The following is a 16,440-nucleotide window of genomic DNA, read 5'->3' on the forward strand; positions in this document are numbered from 1 at the left end:
AGGTGTTCTTGAGATATACAGCTAAACCTTACTTCCCAACAACAAATTTCTCTTTTTTCAAATAATCAAATAAAAAAACAAGAAAATCTTTACATTTAATAGTAATATAGAAAATAGACAAGTTTATCCGACTTTAATGGGCAGTAAGACCCCCACCTCAAAATTCAGCGAAAGCAAAGAATTTAGGTGGGGATCGGGCTGTCCATAAAAGTCCGATTGGTGAAGACTAATAATCAGCGGGGGATGAAGCCCCCACTGATTAAAGTTTCACTTTATCAAAACAGTGGAGGCTTTTTCAGTCATGATGCGTGCACTTCGTTTAAATATAAAGCAAGCTTTTTGTAATCGTGTTTCTTTAATTATTATGTTTAGTGGATTCGTTCTTATTTGTATTTATCATTATTATTATGTCATTCGTTATTTAGGGGACGCTGCAAGCGGACCTATATCAACAGATATAAAATGGATTGGATTTCGTGACAATGAAATGGATGTTTATTTATTATTAATGCCAATTATTGCGAGCCTTCCCTTTAGTACAAGTTACAACTCGGATAAATCTGATGGCTTTAAACAGTTTGTAAGTAAAGGAATTAATTTATTCTCTTATTCAATAACGAAATATATTGTTACATTCTTTTGCGGCGGACTTCTTTATACGCTTCCATTCATCTTATCTTTATTATTTTGCAAATTAACCATTCCAGACGGAGAAACGCCGGCTGGTTCAGGCATCATAAATGTTAATGGGATGTTTGCAAACTTATATGAGGCTTCTCCCATTATTTACATTACTGTATATATTGGAATTAACTTTTTATTTGCAGGTTTAATGGCTCTTTTAGGACTTGCTGCATCTGCATGGTCACAAAAAGATTATATGTCGCTTCTATTTCCATTTGCAGCTACCTCCATCCCTTACGTCCTGCTAAATACAGTCTTCCCTACAATAGGCGGAGCACCAATTCATTTATATGATCCAAAACAACCATTGGATGGAATGTCACCGTACATTTTAACGGTGCAATGTGCTTTCTTTCTTTTCGTTAGCTTACTTATGTATATACGAGGGGTAAAGCGGGATAGAAAAAAATATAGAAGAAGATTGCAAAGAAGAGATCGGTGTAGAAAATCATTTCAAGTATAATAAACCTCTAATTTCCTTACTATCTTGGAAATTAGAGGTTTATTTACTATCCTTTTACGGCGTGCCAGCCAATCCCCATAAAATAACGACCCCTACAAAATAAATCGCTTTAATACCTACAACTAAACATAATGAAATAATTGCATATTTACTTAATTCTCTCCTTGCGCCAATTAAAGTAAAAATAACTGCTAAACTAAACGTTATATAAGATGCTGCTGTATGTATTAAGTTATATGTAATATCTAAATTTTGCGTAAGTCCTATTACCTCCGCTACAAATTGAAGCATGACGATTGTACTAAAAAAAATTGCAAGCTGATTTATTAATTTTCCATTTAGTTGTGCTTGCATCATTGACCTCCTCAAAAACTAAATATTCAATTAATTTTACCATGATTTTTATAAAAAAAGGATTGTCTATATATAATCTTAGGCTATTATTCTATCAATCATAATGACGATCATTTGCTAGTTCTAAAGAAAAGAAGATCCTACCTATTATTTTCCTATGTATTACTCTCTGTAATATCATTATAATTTTACTGAATAAAAAATAGAAAAGCCTCTAGTAATAGTAGGCTTTTCTATAAAAAACAAAAATACTTTACGGTGTCCCTGCCACCATCCATAAAATCACAAAAACTACTGCGTATAAGATTTGAATCCCTATCGCTGAACATACTGAAATGATTGCATACTTACTTAATTCCTTTTTAATGCCCAATATAGTACAAATCACCGCTAGACCGAATAACGTATAAACGATGTTTGTGCTTAGTGTGCCTAAATAATACATACCTAGCAATTGCGTAAGACCTGTTACATCAGCTACAAACTTAATGATTATAAAAATGCTAAAAAAAATCGCTAGTTGATTCATTAATTTCCCGTTTAGTTGAGCTACCATACATCCAAACCTCCTTCATAAAGGCATGAATATTCAATCAATTATACGCCGTTTTACAAAAAAAGGGATTCTTTCTTTGTAATTATATGACGATGCAAAAACAAAAAAGAACGCTTAGTTACCTAAGCGTTCCCCTACTTTAAGATGCCTTCTTCAAATCAATTTGAGCAAGTACTGGGTCGTGGTCACTTACACGTCCGTGCTCTTTCATAATGTTTGTGTTTAAGTGTACTGGGTCTACAATTGTGTGCGGTGCGATGTTGTTTGTTACTAAAATATGATCTAGCACTTGTGCATTTCCTTCATGAATATACGTGTAGCGATTTTCTTTCGGCACTGTGTTTAACATATTTTTCAAGATTGTTCCTTCTAGTGCTTTTAGTGGTTTAGCAAACTCAAAATCGTTCATATCCCCTAACACAACAACCGGTGCATTCGTATTCTTTTTCTGAATACCTTGTACGAAATTGTTTACTTCTTGTGCTAATTGAACTCGTTTTTCTTCACTCTTTAATACGAGCGGCTGCACTTTTCCAAATGGCGTTGCATCTCCTATTTTTGAGTTTAAGTGATTGGCAACGACAACAACGTTTTGTCCTTGGAATGTAAATTCTGCCGCAAGTGGTTTACGTGTACTTTCAAATAATGGGTTTTCGTCTCCAATGCGAACGACATTTTTATCAAGTAACTTCGGTACTGCTGCTAATTTCACGCGTGATGGGTTGTAGAAGAAACCGACGCGAATATTCGCTCCTGGTGCTCCTCCGTCTAGATTATTATGCGGCGCAATTTCTACATACTCATACTTTGGCCCGCGAATTTCTAACACTGCATCAATGATACGTTTTGCGCTTAACGAAGCATCTGTTGTACCGTCATTAACCGTTCCGTTATTATCTTGCATTTCCTCTACACCGATAATATCCGGCATTTTTAAATTGTATTTAATAGAATACGCTAACGCTTTTACTTTTTCATCTGTTGTTTCTTTTTTATTCGCCGAGAAGTTTTCAATATTATATGTAGCAACCGTTAACTTATCAAGACGCGGCTGAATATTTGCTCCTATTTGCTTAAATCCGCCGTCTACTACAGATGGTAATTCCGTTATTGGCGCAATGCGGAACGCACCGTAATCATATCCGACTACTCCTGTTATATCTCCAGTGAAAGCATCTCCTACTTTTGCTACATAATTACGAGGTACTTTTACAGAAAGACGCTCTGGGTTTAATTGATTTTCATCTAATACAGGTGTGCCATATTTCGTTACGACTTTATTTCCGCCATTTTTCACTGTTACATATAAATTCCCGTTTTTCTGAGGTGCAATAATTTTTGGCGTTGGCATCGTAACGCGCATACCTTCTATACTTTCATAAAAATCGATTGCATCTTCATTTGGATCAAATAAACCAAATGCATCATTATCGATAATTTGATCAGGAATTTTCACACCGTTTTCTCCAAGTACAATCGGTGCTGGTAAAACTTGATCTTTTGCGATTACAGCAACGCGGCTCGCTTTAATTTCCGTCGTCGTTAAGTCTGTTTCAAACCTTTCTGCATATCCAGGTCCAACATATTCTTCTACTACTCCATCAACTTGAATAAGATCTCCTACTGCTACATTCGCATCCTTTTTGTACACATACATACCTTCTGAAGTAGCTGGATCATTATCTGGCTGATTATCTTCTATATAAAAACCATTTTTATCAAGCGCTGTTACAACGCCTTCCACATTGTATACTTTCTTCCCGTTGTAAGGAGAAAGATGTGATTTTCCTTGAATATCATGAATACGAACCTGTTCATTGTTTACGATAACAAATGAAAATGTTGAAATCGCTGAAGAAGTAAGCCCTTCTTTCTCTGCAATTGCTTTAATCACACTATTTTCATTCACTACAATTTGTCCGTTATAACGAACGCTTTTATTTGTAGGGTTAGAGCCATCTAACGTATAGTAGATTGTTGCTCCTTCTGTATTCGTTGTTAACGTTACTGCTGTTCCTTTCGCAACTTCTCCTCCATTCGGTGAAGCTACTACATCACTAACACGGTTTTGTTCTTCCCCTTGAAACTTATGAGCTGTTACTGATTTTAAACCTGGGCTACTAAAATATAATTCAAGCGTCCCTGTTAAACTAACTTTCTTCCCGATATTTTCAGGATGATCTTTCACGTTTACTGCCGCTCTCACATCGCCTTTTGGTAACTGAACAGGCATGATTTTGTCTGGATTCGTTTCATTTGGCGAATCAGCAATTGCTACGTTTGTATCATCAAACTTAGCCGGATCTTTCGTGTATTTCGAAGGACTTTGCGTATATCCGACGATATACCCTTCCACTGTCCCCTTCGTTTTCCCTTGCTGCTTAAATACTTGAATTGCTTTTTCTACTGACATAGAAGTAGTTTCTTCTGCTTGTACTAAAGTTCCAGTAAATGAAAGCAATAGTATGAATGATAAAAAGACACTTAACAATTTCTTCACAGCCATTTTCCTCTCCCTATTTCATATTTTCTCAGCATTTCTATCATATCAAATGATTCGTTATATAGAATGATATTTCGACAAGTTTTACAAAAAATTAATCTAATTTACTCGTTTTCAAACTATCATACAAAATAATAATTTTACACTTTCTACGAATGCACTCTATAATGTTAGAGAGAGAAAACAGAAAATATCGATATTTCATTGGCATGTAAAATGGATTCATTTGAATAGGAGTGATTGGATGGAAGTACAGACAGAAACATACCGCGCAGCTATGAATGGAACATTAGAACGTCATTTTTCAGATATGATTGCTGTTATACCGACTAGAATTACAATTGAGCAGTTAAAACAACGGCTAGAAACTATCGCTACTAAAGTTGATGAGTTAAAAGTTGTTTATAGTGATGAGACAAGCCTTATTGTTGAGTTACATATGGATGAAAAAGTCATACCGTATGAACTGCATATTGATGAGGCGAATGACCCAGAAGAATATAAACTGTACAATAGACAAGATTCTACAATCGTAGATCGTAATTTTGAAGATGCGGCTTTCGGTACTGAAATTTTCACCCGTACGCTATTTGTAGGCGATGTGCTGGACTGCTTTTTCCAGCAGTTACAGTTTTTATGGAACCTTGCGCCAGATTTGTTATTTGTAATTGATTCAAGTGCAGCAATGAAGGTAATATCTAGAAGCTATATTGAATATCACGTTGAAAATGAATTATTACCTGACATTCCTGACTTGTACGTTATTCATTCCGTTTATGAAGACGATAAAGAAGGCGAGCCTACGCAATATTGGTTTCATACACACGGCCTTTTAAGAGCAGGCGTAACAGAAATAGAATTAATTATTCCAAATCGCATTCCTTCCTACTATGGCATTGGTGACCTCTTTCAAACATTTGCGAATAATGCCGTTGAAAATGGACAAGTTCCTATGAATGAGCCTATCGTTATCGCACATAGTCAGCAAGGTTCTATACATACAGTAGCTGTGCCGTGGGAAAAAGGTTTATCTTATATTGGGCATAAAACGAGTATAGATCAATTATCTTCAATTGAGGATGAAGAAGTGAAGCTACAACCAATAGATGCACAAAACACATTCTTAGGCGGGATGGATGACCGAGATGAATACCATCAATCGCCATCTGTTCTCTTGTTCAAATTTGATACTTCAGAAGAATGTATCGAAAGCTTTTTCAAAGAACACGAGGAAGCTACAGGGCTCATGTTCTATAAAACAAATAGTGAAACGGCTCGTATGGCTTACAATGCAAAAAATACTTTCGGGTATTTCAGCAACATTTTTCAAATTGAACAATCAAATGAGGAGTTTCGTTTTCTCGCTAAGTTTGGCGTTTCCTATGAAGAGGGTAAAAGCGAGCATATGTGGTTTGAAATGCAACATATTACAGAAGACTTTATTCAAGGAATACTCATTAATGAACCATATTTTATAGAAGATATGAGTGAAGGAAATAGTTATCATTTAGATTTTGATGACTTAACAGAATGGGTTATTTATGCAGGAGATGCCGTTATAAAGCCAAATAACTTATATATGTTTATTGGTGAATAAATATTTTATATAACAAACAAAACGCCTTCAATACGATTGAAGGCGTTTCTTTTTATTGTGCAATTAATTCAGCATCTATTACTTTCTCCAAATGAGATAATACACGCTTTGCAGCCTTCTCACCTTGGTCAATACAGTCCGGCAGACCAGAACCAGCGTAAGAACTACCTGCCAAGTATATACCTGGCAACTCTTTCTCCATAAATGTTGTGAGTTTCTTCATTCGCTCGTTATGGCCTACTGTATATTGGGGCATTGCTTCTTTCCAACGGCTTACGACTGTAAACTCTGGATTCTCTGTAATATCCATCGTCTTTCGTAAGTCTTCTAGTACGAGCTGAACGAGTTCCTCTTCTGTTTGTTCTACAACTGCTTCATCACCAGGTCGTCCAACGTAACATCGAAGAAGCGTTTTTCCTTCTGGCGTTGTATGTGGCCACTTTTTATGCGTCCACGTACATGCTGTAATTGTGTAATCACTATTTCGAGAGACAACAAATCCTGTACCATCAATATCTCGCTGAATGGCTGATTTCGGGAAAGCCATTGCTACATTCGCAACTGATGTGGACGGAATGTTGCGGAAGAAACGAAACTGCTTGTACTGTGCAAACATAGATGGCAATACTTTATGTGAACTTGCCACTACGACCGCGTCCGCTTCTATTTCTTTTCCGTTACTAAGAGTAATCGTATAGCCATCACCCTGTTTTGCAACTTTTTCAATGCGAGTTCCCTTTATTATCGTACCTTCATGCATCTTTGCTTCGAGAGATTCTACGATAGATTCTAAACCTGTTTTCACTGTTTGGAAGATTCCTTTTTTCGGTTCAGCTTTCTCTTCTTTCGGAGCGAGCGTACGCATACCGAGTGAAATACTGCGATGTTTCTGCTCAATTTGATACATTTGCGGGAATGTTGACATTAAGCTCATTTCATCAATATCCCCTGCATAAATACCCGATAGTAACGGTTCTATTAAGTTTTCAACCACTTCGTTTCCAAGACGATGTCTGAAAAATTGTCCGAGTGATTGGTCAGATACTGGCTTTGACCTCGGCATTAATAGATCAAAACCAGCTCTTAGTTTACCAATTGGGGAGAACAGCCCGGAGAATAGAAACGGCGTAATTTGCGTTGGAATTCCCATCATTGATCCATTCGGCATTTTATGTAACCGATTGTTTACAAGGATAAATGATTGACCGGCCTGATTATTTACAAGTTCATCGCCAAGACCTAATTCTTTCACTAATCTAGCTGCACTTTCTTTTCGTGCTAAGAAAGAATCCGGTCCGCGCTCAATTGTAAATCCATCTTTTCGAACGGTTTGAATTTTTCCGCCAAGTTTACCCGATGCTTCTATCAGTAATGTATCAATCGGCAAGTTTTTTTCATGAATATTTTTTTGTAAGTTATACATTGTTGTTAATCCTGTGATGCCACCGCCGATGATCACAACTTTTTTCCTCAAGCAGGCTCCCCCTTTCTTCTTACAGTACAGATTCTTTTTTCTTTAATACAACATCTGTTAAACAATCAATAAATGCGTCCGACGCATTTGGCATTTCTGGACGATAATATTTCGCGCCAATTTCATCCGTTACCACTTTACACTCAAAGTCGTTGTCATATAAAACTTCTAAATGTTCCGCAACAAATCCAACTGGTGCATATACGAATGAAGTATAACCGTGCTTTTCATTTAGTTCTCTCGTTAAATCTTGTACATCTGGACCAATCCAAGGATCTGGTGTGTTTCCTGCACTTTGCCAACCTACTGCATAGTTTGCTACTTCAGCGCCTCTTGCAATATAGTCCGCTGTTTCATTTAATTGATCTGGATATGGATCGCCCATTGCGATAATTTTTTCTGGTAAGCTATGAGCTGATACGATTAATACTGCTTTTTCACGTTCTGCGTCTGACATACCGTTATATATACCTTTCACTGCATCAACCCAGTACTGGATAAATTTCGGTTCTTTATACCAGCTATCGATGCCATGAATTGTTAAGTTTCCAAGTTTCTCAGCTTCTTCTTGTGCTCGTCCAACGTATGATTTTACGCTAAACGTAGAATAGTGCGGCGCAAGAACAAGTGCGATTGCATCTTGTATACCGTCGTTATGCATATCTTTCACCGCATCTTCAATGAACGGTTCAATATGTTTTAAGCCAAGATACATATGGTACTCGACTTCATCTTGTACTTCATTTAAACGCTTCTCTAACTTCTTAGCTTGCTCTAATGTAATAGTAGCTAAAGGAGAAATACCACCAATTGCACGGTAACGCTCTGTTAAATCTTCTAGCATTTCAGGACTTGGCTTTCTTCCTCTGCGAATATGTGTATAGTAACGTTCAATATCTTCTTCTTTATATGGCGTTCCGTATGCCATTACAAGCAAACCCATTTTCTTTTTCATACAGCAATTCTCCTTTACTTCGCTAACTGCCCTTTAGAGTATTCATGAATAAATGTAGTTAAACGTTTTAATGTATCTGGATTTACTTCTGGGAATACACCGTGACCTAAGTTAAAGATATAACCTGGCTGCTTCATCCCTTGATCTAAAATACCTTTTACATGTTCTTCAATAACAGACCATGGCGCAAGTAAGAACGAAGGATCCATATTACCTTGTACCGCCTTGTGAACGCCGCGTGCACGTGCTTCTTCAATTGGTAAACGCCAGTCTAAACCGACTACATCAAGCGGTAAGTCGTGCCATTCATTTACTAAATGTGCAGCTCCTACGCCGTGCATAATCATCGGTACACCCATCGTGCGAACTTCTGCAAAAATACGCTCCATTGCTGGTTTAATAAATACGCGGTAATCTGCTACGTTTACTGTTCCAACCCAAGAATCGAAAATTTGAACTGCTTTTGCCCCTGCGTTAATTTGCGCTTTTAAATATGTAATAACCATATCTGCTAGCTTATCCATTAAAGCGAACCAAGCTTTTGGCTCTGCATACATGAACGCTTTCGTATTATGGTAGTTACGAGATGGACCGCCTTCAATCATATAGCTCGCTAATGTAAATGGAGCTCCTGAAAAACCGATTAACGGTACGTCTAGCATTTCAGTCGTTAATAAACGAATTGTATCTAATATGTACGGTACGTCATCTTCTGGATTGATTTCCCCTAGTTTTTCTACGTCTTGTAAAGAACGGATTGGATTATCAATAACTGGGCCAATACCTGATTTAATTTCTACATCCACACCAATTGCAGGTAGTGGTGACATAATATCTTTATAAAGAATTGCTGCGTCTACGTTATACTGATCAACTGGCAGTTTTGTAACGTAAGCACATAACTCTGGATTATGTGTAATTTCAAATAAAGAATACTTTTCTTTTATCTTTCTATATTCCGGCTGCGAACGACCTGCTTGACGCATATACCATGCTGGTACATAATCAGTACGTTCCCCCCTACATGCTTTTAAAAATGTCTCATTTATAGTTCTTACCAAGACCCTAGCTCCCTTCCTTACCACAATGCTTCGAATACGTTCGATATTTATCTTTTTTTACTATACAGCTTGTAAAAACAAAATGCATAATATTATGTACGTTGTTCATTAAATTGACACAAACATTCTTAAAAACGCTTACTATTTTCACAACATTCTTATTATAACACAGAGAAAAACTATGGTTTAGCTACTTTTGACTTTTCTCCTTCGCGATTCGTTTGTGTGTTATATGGTACAACGTAAAAACTCGGTTTTGAAAAGATGTTAACGAACTTTTCCTCATATTCCCCGGCACCATTTACAGTACCTACATGCGTATGAATTCCATTTTCCACTCTATAAATACGATACATAATTCTTTCATCTGGAAGTGGTGTCCAGCTTAATTTCGCTTTAAATAAACCGAAAGGGCTAAATGCTAATTTCATTTTCACATCTTCAATCTTGCGCAGCCGAATCGGAGCACCGATTGTTTCCACACCTTCTGGTTTCCTAAACTGCTCTTTCTGTTCTACATTTGCTTTCGTTAAAATTTTCTTAAACAATTTTGTTGCTGACGCACTTTCTCCTTGCAACTTATGCTCTTCATCTATGCGGTCATAACCAATCCAAACAGCGCCTACTAAATTTGGCGTATAGCCAACGAACCACATATCCCTCGCCCCATTATCGTCATTTGGTAAGGAAGTTGTACCTGTTTTCCCAGCTAACGCTCCGTTATATACACCGGCTTTCGCTGTCCCTTCCTTTACAACTCCTTCTAACATTTTCGTCATATACCAAGCCGTTTGTTTCGAGAAAATTTTCGTTTCTACTTTTGGCGACTCTCCAATGACTGCGCCGTGTCTATTTAACACTTTATCAATAACGTGCGGCTCAATAATATCACCATTTGCTAAAAACGCACGGTACATTTTCACAAGATCAAATGTTGAAACACCATTTTTCAATCCGCCAAGCGCTGTGCTTAAACCAGCATCGGCAATGTGAACATTTCCTTTCTCTAAATATTGCTTTCCTTCTTCTACCCCTAACTCATTTAATAAAGAAACTGCTGGTACATTTGCTGACTCTACAATCGCATCGTACATCGTCATTTCTTTCGAATACTCATGGTTATAATTTCGAGGTTCATAACCTTCAAAAGAATGTCTTTCATTCTTTAATAAAGAATACGGATTATACTTTTTCGTTTCGAGTGCTGGCGCATAAACGATAAGTGGTTTTAGCACAGAACCGGGCTGTCTTTTTGCAAAAACACGATTGAACCCTCTCGGAACGTACTTTCTTCCGCCAATCGCCGCTTTAATGCCGCCCGTACGATTATCCATTAATAAAAAAGCACCTTGCGCTCCCTCTTCTTTCCCAGGGAAATTCCTTGCATCTTGAAACTGGTTATATGCTACCTTTTGAATCTTTTCATCCATCGGTACAACAAACGTATACCCTCCGCGAAGCACTTCTTGATGAGACAATCCGTATAAACGTGCTGCTTCATCTATGACCATATCAATATACGGCATATATGCGAGCTCATTCTCATCTAAGTTTTTATAGAGAGCGATTGTCTTTCCTTGATAACGTACGCTTTCTTCGGCAGTCAAATAGCCTTGTTTATGCATAAGTGACAATACGAGATCGCGGCGTTCTTTACTCTTCTCTGGAGAAAAATAAGGTGAATAACCGTTTGGCGACTTCGGAAGACCTGCAAGCATTGCTCCTTCTTCTACTGTTAAATCTTCTACATTTTTATTAAAATATAACTTTGCTGCTGCTTGAATACCGTAAGCTCCATGGCCAAAATAAATATGATTCATATACATTTCAAGAATTTGTTGCTTCGTATATTTTTGCTCTAATTGAAGGGAAATTGCGACTTCCTTCAACTTACGCGTAAATGTTTTTTCACGAGTTAAAAAAACGTTTTTAGCAAGTTGCTGCGTAATCGTGCTACCGCCTTCGACCTTCTCTCCAGCTAACGTGTCTTTATAAAGAGCACGAAATATAGACGGGTAATCAATTCCTTGATGCTCATAAAAACGAGAATCTTCCACCGCAACGAACGCCTGCTGCACATATTTCGGAATTTGCTCGATTGGCACCAAGTCTCTATTTTCTACGTATAATTTCGTAATTTCTTTCCCCTTCTGGTCAACGATACGTGATGAAGAGTGGAAAACGAGCTGCTTTTCATCCATCATATAGCCACCAGCTAACACAATTAGTTTATAAAGGACAATCGCTAATACAAGCGTTGCTAACCCACCTAATAAAGTCCACTTTACTTTCTTCATACATCGGCCTTCTTTCCAAATGATGGTACATTTATTATTTGAAAAAGAGGTATCTTTATGTATATAATCTTCGAAGTTTTTTAAGAGAGTTGATATAATAGAAACAAATAAGTAAGGGGGCATTAAAATGAAGGCTATTATTTCATACGAAACACCTCTAGAACAGGCACATTTCACTGCAAAAAATGATGAAAAAAATATGTTTTATAAAGAAAATACAGAAGAATCTGTAGAAGGATCACTTCAGTATGACGTACTAGACGCTGTTGGAGAATTTAAAGGACAACCTGGCTACATCGTTTGTAACAACATTTCTGTAACAGACGAAGGTCGCCCAGTATTTGAAAACCGTTTTAAAAATCGCGCAGGCCTTATTGAAAACGAACCAGGATTCCAAGCAATCCGCGTTCTACGCCCATTAAGTAACGATACATATGTCATCTTAACGATGTGGGAAACAGAGCAAAACTTTAAAGACTGGACAGAATCACGTTCATTCGAAAACGCTCATAAAAAACGTCCTGCCCAAGCAGAAGGACAAGCTCCAGCTCAGGCGCATCCACATGCAGAACAGCAAAAGAGTATTTTCTCTCGTCCGTCTTTCGTGACTACTTTTGATGTGTTAGTTTAGTTTTTTTGTATCGTGGTTTCTCCAAGGATACGGTACATGAAATTATATCGGCGATTTTTCGAATATATCGGCGCAACTCGAAATATATCAGCGATTTTTAAAATATATCGGCGCAACTCAAATTATATCAGCGATTTTTGAGATATATCGACTTATCGACAAATGACGACACAAAAAGGAAACACCGTTACACACCGGTGTTTCCTTTTTCTTTATACCAATTATATATACGAAGCGCATCTTCTTTTTGCATATGTTTCACTTTATAACGATGCCCCGCTACTGATACGACAGCTGCACATAGCTCGTCTTTCTTTTGAAAATACGACTGACTGTATGCGACTGCTTGCACATGCCTTCTTCGCATGATTCCTGTATATTTCGCGAGTCCTCGGTATACCATGACTAACTGATTGTCTCGTATCATATAACCACTACTTGTATACCGCGCGTATGCAAGTAACGTAAATATAATACATAGTGGTATGAGAGTGAATAACGCAATATTTTGTTTAAAATATATACTCGCACCTATGATTGGCACAGCGAGTACGGCACTTGTAATCCATCCCATGATGACATAACGACGTAATGCTGCTTTCGGTAAATGAACGATTTCCGCTTCCATTTCATACGGCAACTGTAAATATGCGAGTAACTGCTGCACATCTTTTTTCTTCATAAAAGGATGTAACATCACTTCATTTCCTGCCGCTTCTATACTTTGAATGACTTCTACTTCGACAGAGCAATATCCGAAAGGCTGGCGGAGAATGCCTTCTTTCACCGTAATCGCTTGAATACGGTGTAATTTTAAAACAAACTCTTTCTTATCAAATAAACCTTGCACGATGCGAACTTCATTTCCGTTTCGCTCAATTTTAAAGTTCGCATATTTTAATGCATAACCCGCTGTTGAAATGACCCACGAAACTGCCATTAAAATCGCCGCCATAACGATTAATTCATATACACCGTTATCCATCACATACGCTTCTACTTTATTGATAAGCCATTCTGGTAGAAATTGATTAAACTCTGTGTAAAGGATGACTAACATAGAAAACACTAATCCGAATCTACCAGATGTAATAGATGCTGCTAAAATCTCTTTCGTTGTTAACTGATATACCGTCTTACTTCCTTCTTCCGCAGGCCCTTCTTCACTCACAACACTTCTTTCTTTATGTAATAAAGCAATGAGTTCCTTCGCTTCTGCTTCTCTAATACCTGCCAACATCACTTCTGGCTCAGTACCGCCGCCCGCTACTTCAATATTTAATTTCGTCAGTCCAAATATTTGATAGATGATGTTAGAAGACGTACTAATATTTTGCACACGTTCTTTATTTAAGTAACTTTCTTTCTTTACAAAGACGCCATGTTTAATATGTAAAATATTATTTTCAACCCAGTACACTTTAAAATACCATTTTATAGCTGAGAAAATAGCCATAATAAATAATACGGCCAAAAGGACAAGATGTAAGAAATACCAAGGTTCTACTTCACCATCTGAACGAAATAGAACGAGAAAAATAAAAGGCAGTAAACCTGCAATTCGAATACCTAACAATATTGTGATCGGATGTTGCCTCTTATACATCCTCATCACTCACTTTCGCAAGTTCTCCAATTTGTCTTTTCAGCTGCTCTGCTTCTTCTTTCGTTAAACCTGGAATACTATGAGAAGTTGCTGCTGTTGAAATATGTAATTCTGCTAAATTGTACTTTCTCATAATCGGGCCCTGCTCAATCGTTACGTGCTGCACGCGAATCATCGGAATGAGCACGCGTTTTACAACGAACATTCCCTTTTGAATCTCAATCTCTTCTTCATTTAATCTGTAACTATAATAGCGCTGACGTAAATTTGGAAACACAAAATAATCAAGCGGAATAAATAAAATAGCGCCTGTTACTAACAAGCCAAACAACCAACCCCACCAATTAAAATTGATCATAAAAAAGAAATATGCAATTACGACTGCTAGTATAACTGCCGCCCCAATTAAAGCGTGAATTCGCCACACTTTCAGCATATTAGAATGAATCTCCCTTTCTAACGGCTGCATTTCATCACTCCAATTATATGAATTTATTACTTATATATTAGTTGGTATATACATATTTGTAAAATTATAGTTTTTACATCGTATCGATTATTTCTTTAAAATTCCCTTCATTAATGGAATACACTTGAAACTGAATGTAATCTATCTCATTCGTATCTAGTTTAGCAAATGGCAAAATGTTAAATTTAGAAGCTGATCTTCCTAACATATCTACAATCATAAGAGAAACGTCAATATATTCGAAGTCTACACAGAATACGACTGCTTCTCCCGTACATTCATACTCTTTAATCGCATCGTAAGACTTATTAGCACTAATTAACATTACTTTTAATAGTTGGTTCAAATTTTCTGGTTTAAAATTAATCATATACGTGGCTCCTTTTTCAGCAAAACACTACAAAAATAGTGTAATCTTATACTTTCATAGCTTCACACATCAATTATATTAAAAATAAAGCTAGTTTTTTATAAATTTTTTGATATAATTACTTACGGGAAAAGGGAAGAATTTTGTCTTCCCTTGTGTTTTTATTTGCATCTAGTACTTTTGCTAGATGCTTTTTTTACGCTAAAAAGGTATCCTCAAACACTTTGAGGATACCTTTCCATTAATTTAGTGCACTTCAACAATTGTACCATCTTCAAATACTTTAAATACGCCAGTAAATCCTGATCCAGCTGCGCCTTCTATTTTATATGTCGTACGCACTCTAATTTGATAATATTTCTTTCCATTCTCTACTTGCGTATTTTCTAGCGTATAATCATAGTCTTCTTTATATTCATTTTTAATATATTCTTTCGCTTTCTCAAAAGTAAATGCATCTTGAGTCTTTCCTGTTTCTACCTTTTGGTTCTTCTCTGTCGTTACCTTCTGGTTCTTTTCTGTTTCTACTTTTTGAGGCTTCTCTGCCGTTACCTTTTGGTTCTTTTCTGCTTCTACCTTTTGAGGCTTCTCTGTCGTTACCTTTTGGTTCTTTTCTGTCTCTACCTTTTGAGGCTTCTCTGTTGTTACCTTTTGATTCGTTGCTACATTAGTTTTTTCTGCCTTCGCTACCGTTGCATTCTTTTCTGCTTCACCAATTTTAGTAATTAATCCCGAAGCCTTTTTATTATATTCTTCAAGATTTTTGTTATCTTTTGTTTCTGAAACTAGCTTATTTAATATATCTTTCGCTTCTGCGTAATTTTTCTTATTTATTAACTCTTCACTTTTCACTAGTTGCTCGCTATACTTCTTTTTTTGTTCGACGATAGCTAATAATGCTGTTCGTTCTTCCTTCGCTTGTTTTACTAACGTACTATTTCCATCCTTCATGTTCTCTACTTTTTCAAATGACTTGATTGATTCTTCTACCTTTGTTTCTTCTTTTAACTTCACAGCTTCAATCATTGCTTTTGTTTGTTCTACAAGCACCTTTGCATCTGAATCGTCTTTTTTCTCATCTAGTGCTTTTTCAAATGATGATAAGGCATTTTTATATTCTTTATTCGTTAACGCGGTCTTTCCTTCATCCATTACTTTGTCAAAATTCCCATTACTACATCCAGCTAACATTAAAAGTGTAAGTCCAATTACCATTAATAACTTTTTCATTTTTTCTCCTCCTATATATCCCCTAAAACAATAGCTTTATATGTATAAAAGTCTGTGTAGTAATTAGACTGAGCGTAAATATGTACTTTATGTGCGGGAAAGGAAGTACATTTCATTTACTATCATTACTTAAAACTCCTAAATAGTTGGTTTTCTTCTTTTAAAGACAGAAAGGAATTTTAATAATGTG

14 protein-coding genes are annotated in these 16,440 nt (G+C 36.6%); 3 read left to right on the forward strand and 11 right to left on the reverse strand.

Going from position 1 to position 16,440, the window contains the following annotated elements:
* The first annotated feature begins 301 nt into the window (after positions 1 to 301).
* Positions 302 to 1,147, forward strand: coding sequence for a membrane protein (locus tag ACTFNE_RS22675; RefSeq protein WP_000984154.1), 846 nt, complete (start codon positions 302 to 304; stop codon positions 1,145 to 1,147).
* A 54-nt stretch (positions 1,148 to 1,201) separates the two neighbouring features.
* On the opposite strand, the gene ACTFNE_RS22680 is transcribed toward ACTFNE_RS22675, so the two are convergent.
* The 3 genes from ACTFNE_RS22680 to ACTFNE_RS22690 form a co-directional block, all read right to left on the reverse strand.
* Entirely contained in the window at positions 1,202 to 1,501 is a 300-nt protein-coding gene (locus tag ACTFNE_RS22680; RefSeq protein WP_001148847.1) for a hypothetical protein, read from the reverse strand.
* A gap of 253 nt (positions 1,502 to 1,754) precedes the next feature.
* The gene (locus tag ACTFNE_RS22685; protein WP_046198644.1) at positions 1,755 to 2,057 is read right to left on the reverse strand and encodes a hypothetical protein; all 303 of its coding nucleotides are present in this window, start codon (positions 2,055 to 2,057) and stop codon (positions 1,755 to 1,757) included.
* 139 nt (positions 2,058 to 2,196) lie between these two features.
* The gene (locus ACTFNE_RS22690; protein ID WP_270705527.1) at positions 2,197 to 4,563 is read right to left on the reverse strand and encodes a DUF6359 domain-containing protein; all 2,367 of its coding nucleotides are present in this window, start codon (positions 4,561 to 4,563) and stop codon (positions 2,197 to 2,199) included.
* A 241-nt stretch (positions 4,564 to 4,804) separates the two neighbouring features.
* On the opposite strand from ACTFNE_RS22690, the gene ACTFNE_RS22695 reads away from it, so the two are divergent.
* A complete protein-coding gene (locus ACTFNE_RS22695) occupies positions 4,805 to 6,157 on the forward strand; it encodes a DUF4026 domain-containing protein (protein ID WP_046198646.1) in 1,353 nt (450 codons plus the stop codon).
* 52 nt (positions 6,158 to 6,209) lie between these two features.
* On the opposite strand, the gene hemY is transcribed toward ACTFNE_RS22695, so the two are convergent.
* The 4 genes from hemY to ACTFNE_RS22715 form a co-directional block, all read right to left on the reverse strand.
* Positions 6,210 to 7,631: a protoporphyrinogen oxidase gene (hemY, locus tag ACTFNE_RS22700; RefSeq protein WP_270705525.1), complete on the reverse strand. Its 1,422-nt coding sequence runs from the start codon at positions 7,629 to 7,631 to the stop codon at positions 6,210 to 6,212.
* A gap of 19 nt (positions 7,632 to 7,650) precedes the next feature.
* Complete coding sequence (gene hemH, locus ACTFNE_RS22705; RefSeq protein WP_270705524.1) at positions 7,651 to 8,586, reverse strand: ferrochelatase; 936 nt, start codon at positions 8,584 to 8,586, stop codon at positions 7,651 to 7,653.
* Positions 8,587 to 8,600: 14 nt separating this feature from the next.
* On the reverse strand, positions 8,601 to 9,647 hold the full coding sequence (gene hemE, locus ACTFNE_RS22710; RefSeq protein ID WP_000252614.1) for a uroporphyrinogen decarboxylase: 1,047 nt from the start codon (positions 9,645 to 9,647) through the stop codon (positions 8,601 to 8,603).
* 179 nt (positions 9,648 to 9,826) lie between these two features.
* Positions 9,827 to 11,944 (reverse strand): transglycosylase domain-containing protein, encoded by a 2,118-nt coding sequence (locus ACTFNE_RS22715; RefSeq protein WP_046198648.1) that lies wholly within the window; start codon positions 11,942 to 11,944, stop codon positions 9,827 to 9,829.
* Positions 11,945 to 12,071: 127 nt separating this feature from the next.
* Here ACTFNE_RS22715 and hmoB point away from each other — a divergent pair, with 127 nt between their 5' ends.
* Complete coding sequence (gene hmoB / locus ACTFNE_RS22720; protein WP_046198649.1) at positions 12,072 to 12,575, forward strand: heme-degrading monooxygenase HmoB; 504 nt, start codon at positions 12,072 to 12,074, stop codon at positions 12,573 to 12,575.
* 187 nt (positions 12,576 to 12,762) lie between these two features.
* Here hmoB and ACTFNE_RS22725 read toward each other — a convergent pair whose 3' ends face one another.
* From ACTFNE_RS22725 to ACTFNE_RS22740, 4 genes are all read right to left on the reverse strand, one after another.
* Complete coding sequence (locus tag ACTFNE_RS22725) at positions 12,763 to 14,181, reverse strand: PH domain-containing protein (protein WP_046198650.1); 1,419 nt, start codon at positions 14,179 to 14,181, stop codon at positions 12,763 to 12,765.
* On the reverse strand, positions 14,174 to 14,650 hold the full coding sequence (locus ACTFNE_RS22730; RefSeq protein ID WP_001182705.1) for a PH domain-containing protein: 477 nt from the start codon (positions 14,648 to 14,650) through the stop codon (positions 14,174 to 14,176). The genes ACTFNE_RS22725 and ACTFNE_RS22730 overlap by 8 nt, the downstream gene beginning before the upstream one ends.
* Before the next feature lie 73 nt (positions 14,651 to 14,723).
* The gene (locus ACTFNE_RS22735) at positions 14,724 to 15,020 is read right to left on the reverse strand and encodes a hypothetical protein (RefSeq protein WP_046198651.1); all 297 of its coding nucleotides are present in this window, start codon (positions 15,018 to 15,020) and stop codon (positions 14,724 to 14,726) included.
* Positions 15,021 to 15,266: 246 nt separating this feature from the next.
* A complete protein-coding gene (locus ACTFNE_RS22740; RefSeq protein WP_046198652.1) occupies positions 15,267 to 16,250 on the reverse strand; it encodes a hypothetical protein in 984 nt (327 codons plus the stop codon).
* Positions 16,251 to 16,440 lie beyond the last annotated feature (190 nt).

The organism is Bacillus cereus group sp. MYBKT111-2 (assembly GCF_051915205.1).
Taxonomy (GTDB): Bacteria; Bacillota; Bacilli; order Bacillales; family Bacillaceae_G; genus Bacillus_A; species Bacillus_A paranthracis.

Bases quoted from the DNA above. Each gene is read 5' to 3' on its own strand.
- ACTFNE_RS22675 (WP_000984154.1), top strand. From the start codon at position 302: ATGATGCGTGCACTTCGTTTAAATATAAAGCAAGCTTTTTGTAATCGT.
- ACTFNE_RS22680 (WP_001148847.1), bottom strand. From the start codon at position 1,501: ATGCAAGCACAACTAAATGGAAAATTAATAAATCAGCTTGCAATTTTT.
- ACTFNE_RS22685 (WP_046198644.1), bottom strand. From the start codon at position 2,057: ATGGTAGCTCAACTAAACGGGAAATTAATGAATCAACTAGCGATTTTT.
- ACTFNE_RS22690 (WP_270705527.1), bottom strand. From the start codon at position 4,563: ATGGCTGTGAAGAAATTGTTAAGTGTCTTTTTATCATTCATACTATTG.
- ACTFNE_RS22695 (WP_046198646.1), top strand. From the start codon at position 4,805: ATGGAAGTACAGACAGAAACATACCGCGCAGCTATGAATGGAACATTA.
- hemH (WP_270705524.1), bottom strand. From the start codon at position 8,586: ATGAAAAAGAAAATGGGTTTGCTTGTAATGGCATACGGAACGCCATAT.
- ACTFNE_RS22715 (WP_046198648.1), bottom strand. From the start codon at position 11,944: ATGAAGAAAGTAAAGTGGACTTTATTAGGTGGGTTAGCAACGCTTGTA.
- hmoB (WP_046198649.1), top strand. From the start codon at position 12,072: ATGAAGGCTATTATTTCATACGAAACACCTCTAGAACAGGCACATTTC.
- ACTFNE_RS22725 (WP_046198650.1), bottom strand. From the start codon at position 14,181: ATGTATAAGAGGCAACATCCGATCACAATATTGTTAGGTATTCGAATT.
- ACTFNE_RS22730 (WP_001182705.1), bottom strand. From the start codon at position 14,650: ATGCAGCCGTTAGAAAGGGAGATTCATTCTAATATGCTGAAAGTGTGG.
- ACTFNE_RS22735 (WP_046198651.1), bottom strand. From the start codon at position 15,020: ATGATTAATTTTAAACCAGAAAATTTGAACCAACTATTAAAAGTAATG.
- ACTFNE_RS22740 (WP_046198652.1), bottom strand. From the start codon at position 16,250: ATGAAAAAGTTATTAATGGTAATTGGACTTACACTTTTAATGTTAGCT.